Origin of the sequence: Saccharothrix luteola (assembly GCF_020859565.1) — a bacterium.
Classification (GTDB): Bacteria; Actinomycetota; Actinomycetes; order Mycobacteriales; family Pseudonocardiaceae; genus Actinosynnema; species Actinosynnema luteola.
This window is the reverse complement of sequence record NZ_JAJHUO010000008.1, coordinates 108,553-117,398: the sequence shown is the minus strand read 5'-3', so window position 1 is coordinate 117,398 and position 8,846 is coordinate 108,553. Positions and strand designations below refer to the sequence as shown.

General features: G+C 70.1%; 8 protein-coding genes. 7 read left to right on the top strand and 1 reads right to left on the bottom strand.

Annotated elements, in window-relative coordinates; all coding sequences use genetic code 11:
* The first annotated feature begins 730 nt into the window (after nucleotides 1-730).
* The 7 genes from LNK82_RS13310 to LNK82_RS13280 all read left to right on the top strand — a co-directional run bounded on the left by LNK82_RS13310 (nucleotide 731) and on the right by LNK82_RS13280 (nucleotide 7,999).
* Nucleotides 731-1,276, top strand: a complete 546-nt coding sequence (locus tag LNK82_RS13310; RefSeq protein ID WP_372470481.1) for a YflT domain-containing protein — start codon at nucleotides 731-733, stop codon at nucleotides 1,274-1,276.
* A 183-nt stretch (nucleotides 1,277-1,459) separates the two neighbouring features.
* A complete protein-coding gene (locus LNK82_RS13305) occupies nucleotides 1,460-2,716 on the top strand; it encodes an ABC transporter substrate-binding protein (protein WP_230567268.1) in 1,257 nt (418 codons plus the stop codon).
* The gene (locus LNK82_RS13300; protein ID WP_308257204.1) at nucleotides 2,713-3,663 is read left to right on the top strand and encodes a carbohydrate ABC transporter permease; all 951 of its coding nucleotides are present in this window, start codon (nucleotides 2,713-2,715) and stop codon (nucleotides 3,661-3,663) included. Before LNK82_RS13305 ends, LNK82_RS13300 begins: the two co-directional genes overlap by 4 nt.
* Nucleotides 3,663-4,508 (top strand): carbohydrate ABC transporter permease, encoded by an 846-nt coding sequence (locus LNK82_RS13295; protein WP_230567267.1) that lies wholly within the window; start codon nucleotides 3,663-3,665, stop codon nucleotides 4,506-4,508. The genes LNK82_RS13300 and LNK82_RS13295 overlap by 1 nt, the downstream gene beginning before the upstream one ends.
* Nucleotides 4,509-4,512: 4 nt before the next feature.
* Nucleotides 4,513-5,694 carry an ABC transporter ATP-binding protein gene (locus LNK82_RS13290; RefSeq protein ID WP_230567266.1) on the top strand — a complete coding sequence of 394 codons (1,182 nt, stop codon included), beginning with the start codon at nucleotides 4,513-4,515 and terminating at the stop codon, nucleotides 5,692-5,694.
* Nucleotides 5,695-5,977: 283 nt separating this feature from the next.
* Nucleotides 5,978-6,865 carry an SDR family NAD(P)-dependent oxidoreductase gene (locus tag LNK82_RS13285; protein WP_230567265.1) on the top strand — a complete coding sequence of 296 codons (888 nt, stop codon included), beginning with the start codon at nucleotides 5,978-5,980 and terminating at the stop codon, nucleotides 6,863-6,865.
* A 162-nt stretch (nucleotides 6,866-7,027) separates the two neighbouring features.
* Nucleotides 7,028-7,999, top strand: a complete 972-nt coding sequence (locus LNK82_RS13280; RefSeq protein ID WP_230567264.1) for a hypothetical protein — start codon at nucleotides 7,028-7,030, stop codon at nucleotides 7,997-7,999.
* Here LNK82_RS13280 and LNK82_RS13275 read toward each other — a convergent pair.
* On the bottom strand, nucleotides 7,996-8,835 hold the full coding sequence (locus tag LNK82_RS13275; protein WP_230567263.1) for a chromosome partitioning protein ParB: 840 nt from the start codon (nucleotides 8,833-8,835) through the stop codon (nucleotides 7,996-7,998). The genes LNK82_RS13280 and LNK82_RS13275 overlap by 4 nt on opposite strands.
* Between the last annotated feature and the right edge of the window lie 11 nt (nucleotides 8,836-8,846).

Genomic DNA, 8,846 nt, shown 5'->3' with positions numbered 1-8,846 from the left:
CCGACCTCCCTCCGGGCTACCACACGCGTCAAGGGGGCGGTTCCAGCCCAGTGTTCCTGTTGGGGTGGAAGGTGCCCCCTTGACCCGTGCGGTAGGGCAAAGCCAGGTCGGCGGGATGACACGAAGCCCTCCCCTTGGGGAGGAAGAGCATGAGCAGCCGCACACGCCCCCGCTCCACCCGACCCCGGGCCCGCCGGCGACCCCCGGACTGTCCACTGGGCTTCTTTTCTCTCAAAGTAGGGCTTCGTGTCATCCCGCCGACCTGGCGCAGCCCTACCGCGCGTGTCAAGGGGGGCGTAGTTCACCGATACCCGCGGCTTCGACTGTGGGCGCCCCCCTTGATACGTGTGGTAGCCCTTGTGGAGGTCGGTGGGATGACACGAAACCCGGACCAACGACGGACCCGCAGCATCCAGCGGTAGTTGGGGTCATCCTGCTGATCTGCCCGTCCGGCGAGGACATGCTTTTCGAGCTTTGATCTTTCACGCTCCGACGGCACGCACCGACGGCACTCACGCACCGACCCGCCGGACCCACAACCGCAGGCTCGCCGCCCGTCAGTGCCACGGTCGGGTGACCTGGTCGGCACCACGATCGGGTGGTCCGGTCAGGACCCCGCACGGCGCGGCGGGCCGCCGGGCGGAGGTCACGTTTCGCACCCCTTCACGGCGACCTGTTTCGCGCCGGTCGCCCGGTGTTGGCAGGATGGGGAGATCAGCACCGCGAAGAGGTGGTCACCGTGACGAGTTCCTTCTCCGGCCAGAACCGACCCGGGGTGCCTCCCCGCCTGCCCACCCCACCCACCGGTTGGCCCATCGGCTCGTACGGCACCTACGAGGAGGCGCAGCGCGCCGTCGACTTCCTCGCCGACGACGACTTCCCCGTCCAGGAGGTCACCATCGTGGGTGTCGACCTCATGCTCGTCGAACGGGTCACCGGTCGCCTCACCTGGGGCCGCGTGCTGGGCACCGGCGCGGCGTCGGGTGCTTGGTTCGGCCTGTTCGTCGGCGTCCTGCTCAGCCTGTTCAACACCACCCCCGGCAGCAGCCTCGGCCCCATCGTCGCGGGCCTGGTGGTCGGCATCGCGTTCGGCCTGATCTTCGCCGCCGTCGGCTACGGGTCGGCGCGCGGCAAGCGCGACTTCCAGAGCGCCAGCCAGCTCGTCGCGGGCCGCTACGACGTGCTCTGCCAGCCCCGTTCCGCCGAACGGGGCCGCGACCTGCTCGCCAAGCTCGCCATGCGCCCCTCCGACGCCGGCAAGTCCGGCCAGGACTGAGGTCGAAGACCGAGGTTTACCGCACCACCGGACCGGGTAAGGCCGTTCCGGGCTCCGGTGGTCGTGGCACCTGGTCACCGGTCCTACGTTCGTTCCACCGGCCGGCCCGGCCGGCCGGTGGACACGACGAGGTGCCGGGCGTCGCGGTCTGGCTCCTCCGTTGTCGGGAAGGAGGCAGGACCGATGAGGGGCAAGGGTCATCGGTTGGCCGCCGCAGGGGGCGCCGCGCTCATCGCGACGTCCGTGCTGGCGGGCTGTGGTTCGGGTGACGGCGGGATCACCATCAACGTCTACAAGTACCCGCAGGAGAACTTCCAGAAGATCGTCGACAACTGCAACGAGCGGACCGACGACTACGAGATCGTCTACCACAAGCTCCCGCGCGAGGCGGACGGCCAGCGCGAGCAGCTGGTCCGCCGCCTCGCCGCCGGTGACGACGACATGGACGTGCTGGCCCTCGACGTCACGTGGACCGCCGAACTGGCCGAAGCCGGCTGGATCAAGGAGTTCACCGGCCAGGTCAAGGCCCAGGTCGAGGACGGCACGCTGGAGACGCCGCTGGCGACCGCCCGCTACGAGGGCAGGCTGTACGGCGCTCCGGACAACACGAACGTGCAGCTCCTCTGGTACCGAGGCGACCTCGTGCCGACCCCGCCGACGACGTGGTCCGAGATGATCGAGATCGGCTCACGGCTCGAAGCGGACGGCAACGACAAGACCCCCGGCCTCGTCGCCGCGCAGGGCAAGCAGTACGAGGGCCTCGTCGTCCTCTACAACACCCTGGTCAACACCGCCGGCGGGCAGATCCTCGACGAGAGCGGCACGAAGTCCGTCGTGGACGACGGCGCGGTCAAGGCGCTGGAAGTGCTCAAGCAGTTCGCCACCTCCGACGTGGTCGACCCGTCCTTCTCCAACGCCGCCGAGGACGACGCCCGCCTCGCGATGGAGAACGGCAAGGCGGCGTTCCAGCTCAACTGGCCCTACGTCTACGCCGCCGCGCAGTCCGTCCCCGACCTCGCGCCGAACCTGAAGTGGGCGCCCTACCCGTCGATCGACGGCGGGCCGGCCGAGGTCACCGTGGGCGGCATCAACTACGCGGTCAGCGCCTTCTCCCGCCACCCCGACGAGTCGTTCGACGCCGTCACGTGCCTGCGCAGCGCGGAGCACCAGAAGTTCGCCGCCATCAACGACGGCGTGCCGCCCACCATCGAGTCCGTCTACGACGACCCGGAGATGGCCGAGCCGTACCCGATGAAGGAAGCGATCCTGGAGACGCTGAAGAACGCGGGCGCCCGCCCGCGGACCCCGGCCTACCAGAACGTCTCGACCGTCATCTCGACGATCCTCTCGCCACCGGCCGACATCGACCCGCGGCGCACGGCCGACCGGCTGCGCACCGAGCTCCAGGACGCGCTCGACTCGAAGGGGGTGCTGCCGTGAGCCACGCGTTGGACGCCGAACCGGCCGCCGAACCCAAGCTGTCGCCCAAGGCGAAAGCCGCGCTCAGCGAGGGCAAGAAGGCCGAACGCCGACTCGGCCTGCTGCTGTGCGCGCCCGCGATCCTCATCATGGCGGCCGTCGCGGGCTGGCCGATCCTCTACTCCTTCTGGCTGTCGCTGCAGCGCTACGACCTGAAGTTCCCGGACCGCACGGAGTTCGTCGGCCTGGACAACTACGTCACCGTGCTGACGAACCCCTACTGGTGGAACGCCATGTGGGTGACGGTGCTCATCACGGTGGTGTCCGTGGCCGTCGAGCTGGTGCTCGGCATGGCGCTGGCGCTGATCATGCACCGCACCCTGGTCGGCCGGGGCATCGTGCGCACGTCCACGCTCATCCCGTACGGGATCGTCACGGTCGTCGCCGCGTTCTCCTGGCGCTACGCCTGGACGCCCGGCACCGGCTACCTGGCCGAGACGGTCGCGGGCGGCGACCCCGTGCTCACCGAGAAGATCCCGGCGATCATGGTCGTGACGCTGGCCGAGATCTGGAAGACCACGCCGTTCATGGCGCTGCTGCTGATGGCGGGCCTGGCCCTGGTGCCGGACGACCTGCTCAAGGCCGCCGCGATGGACGGCGCGAGCGCGTGGCAGCGGTTCACCAAGGTCATGGTCCCGGTGATGAAGCCCGCGATCCTGGTGGCGCTGCTGTTCCGCACGCTCGACGCGTTCCGCATCTTCGACAACCTGTTCGTGCTCACGGCTGGCTCGCAGGGCACGTCGTCGGTGTCGATGCTGACCTACAACAACCTGATCAAGGGGCTGAACCTGGGCATCGGCTCCACCATGTCGGTGCTGATCTTCATCGCGGTGGCGATCATCGCGTTCGTGTTCGTGAAGCTGTTCGGGACCGCCGCGCCCGGCAGCGACGGCGGGGGGAGGCGCTGATGGCGGGCATCGGCGGGGCCGTGACGACGGGCCGCAAGGCGCGCTGGACGGTCCTCAACGTCCTGGTGGTGGCGTACGCGCTGTTCCCGGTGCTGTGGATCGTGTCGCTGTCGTTCAAGACCAAGGAGACCCTGGGCGACGGCAACTTCATCCCGCGCGCCTGGACGTTCGACAACTACAAGGCGATCTTCTCCACCACGGAGTTCGTCCGCGCGCTGGTGAACTCGATCGGCATCGCGCTGATCGCCACGGCCGTCGCGGTCGTGTTCGGCACCATGGCCGCCTACGCCATCGCGCGGCTCGACTTCCCCGGCAAGCGGCTGCTGGTCGGGGTGTCGCTGCTGATCGCGATGTTCCCGCAGATCTCGCTGGTCTCGCCGCTGTTCGAGATCGAGCGCTCGCTCGGGCTGTTCGACACCTGGCCCGGCCTGATCCTGCCCTACATCACGTTCGCGCTGCCGTTGGCGATCTACACGCTCTCGGCGTTCTTCCGCGAGATCCCGTGGGAGCTGGAGAAGGCGGCGAAGATGGACGGCGCGACGCCCGGCCAGGCGTTCCGCCGGGTCATCGCGCCGCTGGCCGCGCCCGGCGTGTTCACCACCGCGATCCTGGTGTTCATCTTCTGCTGGAACGACTTCCTGTTCGCGATCTCGCTGACCTCGACCGAGAGCTCGCGCACGGTGCCGGTGGCGCTGTCGTTCTTCACCGGCGGCTCGCAGTTCGAGGACCCGACCGGGTCGATCGCCGCCGCCGCCGTGGTGATCACCGTCCCGATCATCCTGTTCGTGTTGTTCTTCCAGCGTCGGATCGTCGCCGGGTTGACCTCCGGCGCCGTCAAGGGGTGAAGCAATGGCCGAGATCGTCCTGGACAGCGTGACCAAGCAGTACCCCGACGGCGCGGTGGCCGTGCGGGACGTGGACATCGAGATCGCCGACGGCGAGTTCATCATCCTGGTCGGCCCGTCCGGCTGCGGGAAGTCCACGACCCTCAACATGATCGCGGGCCTGGAGGACATCACGTCCGGCGAGCTGCGCATCGGCGGCGAACGCGTCAACGAGCGCGCGCCCAAGGACCGCGACATCGCGATGGTGTTCCAGTCCTACGCGCTGTACCCGCACATGACAGTGAAGGAGAACATGGCCTTCCCGCTGCGGTTGGCCAAGGTGGACGACGCGACCGTGGAGAAGAAGGTCCGCGACGCCGCCGAGATCCTGGACCTGACCCACCACCTGGACCGCAAGCCGTCCAACCTGTCCGGCGGGCAGCGGCAGCGGGTCGCGATGGGACGGGCGATCGTGCGCAACCCCAAGGCGTTCCTGATGGACGAGCCGCTGTCGAACCTCGACGCCAAGCTGCGCGTGCAGATGCGCACGTCGGTGTCGCGGCTGCAGAAGCGGCTCGGCACCACCACCGTGTACGTCACGCACGACCAGACCGAGGCGATGACCCTCGGCGACCGGGTCGTGGTGATGCGCGGCGGGGCGGTGCAGCAGATCGGCGCGCCGCAGTTCCTCTACGACAACCCCGCCAACCTGTTCGTCGCCGGGTTCATCGGCTCGCCCGCGATGAACTTCGTGCCGGCCGCGCTGGAGCACGGCGTGCTGCGGTCGGCGCTCGGCGACGTGCCGCTCACGGACCGGGTGCGCGGGCTGCTGGAAGGCGCCGACGCGCCCCGCGAGGTGATCATGGGGTTGCGGCCGGAGCACTTCGAGGACGCCCGGCTGGTGGACGACGCCGTTCGCTCGAAGGGCGTCACGTTCACCAACCACGTGGACGTGCTGGAGTCGATGGGCTCCGACAAGTTCGCCTATTTCAGCCTCCAGGGTGAACAGGCGACCTCGGCGGAGCTGGCCGAGCTCGCGGCCGACGCCGGCTCGGCGGACGTGCCCGGCGGTGGGGTGTCGCTGGTCGCCCGGATCGCCGCCACGTCCACCGCGGTGGCGGGGGAACCGGCGGACATCTGGTTCGACGCCGACCAGGTGCAGCTGTTCGACCCGGGCAACGGCCGCAACCTCACCTACCGCGGCTGACCACCGCACCGGAAGGCCGCCCCACTGGTTCGACGGGGGCGGCCTTTCACACTTCCAGGGGAAGTCCAACGGGAGGTTTCCGGAGGTCACGGGAAGGGTGCTGACCAGTCCGGACCATCGGCCGGGGCGAACTCCATAGGCCATTCAGCGCAGCAAACGCACACCTCGTCGCATTTGTGGCGCTACGGGTGCCGGCGATCCCCACGCTGGTCGGAGGCGGAAACGACTCCGGCCGTAAAGGGCCGGGGCAGGGGAGTCCGCCGAGCACAGAGAAGAGCGCGAGATGGGGATTCTTGACGGCAAAGCAGTCGTGATCACCGGGGCGGGACGGGGTTTGGGCGAGGCCTACGCGATGCACGCCGCGCAGGCCGGAGCCGCGGTCGTGGTCAACGACATCGATGCTGACCAGGCCGAACAGGTGGCCGAGCACATCCGGGCGTACGGCGGGCGCGCGGTGGCCAGCACGGCGACGGTGGCCGATCCCAGCGAGGCGGAGAAGATCGTGGGAATGTGCCTGGCCGAGTTCGGCCGGGTCGACGGGCTGGTCAACAACGCCGGCCTCAACTACGAGGCGCTGCCGTGGGAGGACGAGCCGGAATCCATCCGGCGGATCGTCGAGGTCAACCTGCTGGGAGTCATATACACCGGAATGGCCGCGATGCGCGTGATGCGCGAGCAGGGCCACGGCTCGATCGTGAACATTTCGTCAGGCGCGTTTCTCGGCCAGCGCAAACTCGCCGCCTACTCGGCCACCAAAGGCGCGGTGGCCTCGCTCAGCTCGTCGTGGGCCCTTGACCTGGAAGGGGACAACATCCGGGTCAACGCCGTCTGCCCGGTCGCCCACACCCGGATGGTGTGGAAGTCGGAGCGGTCCCTGCGGGCCATCCCGGCCGACCGCACCCCCGGCAAAGTCGCGCCGCTCGTGCTGTTCCTGCTCAGCGACGCGGCCGACGGCATCACGGGGCAGATCGTCCGGTGCAACGGCCGCCAGCTGCACCTCGTCGGCCACCCGTACTTCAAGCAGCCGATCCTGGAGAGCGACACCTGGGACACCGCGTCGGTGAAGCGGGCGTTCGACGGCGTCCTGCAGGCCCACCTGGAACCGTTCGGCCTGGAGAAGCGCATGCCGCCGCGGCTGCGCGAGCTGGTCGAGCCGGGCCGCACGGCCTGAGCCGGAACCGGGTGGTGGAGCAGGGGAGGCGCCTTCGAACCGGCGCTTCCCCGCCCTGCCGCGAGGTTCACCTGTTTGCCCGCCCCTCACCCGCTCCCACCGCGGTGATCACACCTTCGGGTGATCGCCTGATCGGTGGGTCTTGCTGCGACGATGCTGGACATGGGCACGCGCACACCCCGGGTCACGGACTGGCGGCTGGTGGTGCAGTCGCGGTTGGACCGGGTGCGCGCCGACCTCGCCGCGCTCGGCCCGCGGGACCCGCTCGACCCGGAGAGCGACCAGTGGCGCGCGGTGGCCGAGCAGGAGGCCGCCGTGGTCGAGGACATGATCACGCGCGCCGAGTCGCGGTGGCGGACGGTCGCGTCGTGGTGGTCGGGGTGGCACATCGAGCGAGCCTGGCGGTCGCTGCACGAGGCCGAGATCGCGGTCGTGGCCGCGGGCAGCGGGTTCCTCGGGCGGCTGCCGGGGCTCAAGGCCCGGGTCGCGGAGAACCTGGAGGAGGACGACCCGCGCCGCGTCGCGCTGGAGGAGCTGCGGCCCGGCGAGTTCCCCCTCTCCATTGAGCGGGAGATCGTGGTCGACGCGCTGCGGGCGGCGTTCGACGCCTCCGACTTCGCCCACGCCGGGTCGCGGGCGTTGCGCAACAAGCTGATCGCCACGTCCGTGGTGCTGTTCGTGGTGAACACCGCGCTCGGCGTCATCGGCCTGCTCAAGCCCGGCCTGATCCCGATGTGCGTGAGCGCGGAGAAGCTGCCGACGGTGTGCCCGTCGGGCAAGTCGGCGACCGGCGCGGACGTGTGGCTGTCCCAGGTGTTCGGCGCGTTCGGGGCGGTCCTCTCGGCCGTCGTGCTGCTCCTGCGCCGCCGGCCCAGCCTCTCGCCGTACGTCATGGTCGGCTACCAGGCGCTGATCAAGGTGCTGCTCGGCGCGGCGCTCGCGGTGGTCGGCATCCTGGGCCTCGGCGCGGGCGTGACGACCGGCCTCATCGGCGTGGCGTCCCAGGCCGCCCTGCTGCTGTGGGCCGTGATCCTCGGGTACGGCCAGCAGGTCGCGACCCGCCTGCTCGACACCTACACCGACCGGGTGATGGACCAGGCCCGGCCGCTGCCCCGGCTGGAACGGCAGCGCTAGCGGCGCGAGCGCAGGGTCGAGATGACGTCGGCGTCCCACCGGTGCGTGCGGATCAGCCGGTACCGCTCCGCCGCCACCCACATGTACGCCTCGGTCTCCGTGCGGTCGCCCACCAGGTCCGCCTGCCGCAGCATCTCGACCACCGGCTGGTACTCCTCGGCGTACCAGCGCCCGGCGACCGTGGCCCGGTCCAGGAACGCGCCCTCGTCCTGCATCAGCCGGAAACCCCACGCCTCCACGTGCTCGCCGAGCTCGGCGTACTCCCACGGGTCCGACAGCAGCACCGCCGCCCGCGCCTGCCCGCCCAACGGCACCCGCTCGAGGAACAGCCGCCGGTAGTCCTTCACGATCAGGTCGCCCCGGTGCCGGATGCCGTGCGCCGCGATCCGCGTCACGACCTCCGTCACGTACGCGTCGATCACCTCCAGCCCCAGCGCGTGCGCCACCGAGACCCGGTGGTGCCCGTCCTGGACGAAGTGCAGGTCACCCACCCGGTACACCTCGATCGGCGGCACGGGCTCGCCCCGCCGCTGCGCCAGCGCCAGCCGCTGCCACCGCTCCCGCACCCGCGCCGACGTCGGCCGGAACCGGCGGTCGAAGTCCCGCGTCCGGTCCACGCTGCCGACGATCGAGTCGAGCCGGACCGCGCGCAGCCCGAGCCGCCGCTCGCTGAGCATCCCCAGCGACTCGACCACCTCGTGGAACGGCAGCATGATGTTCACGTCGTCCGGCTCGCGGCGCAGCCACGCGGCCAGCCGCGACATCACCTGGCGACGGCGGGCGCGCAGGAAGTCGTTCTCCGCGTCGGCCCGCGGGAATCCGGTGTCACGGGGCACGGCACTCCTCC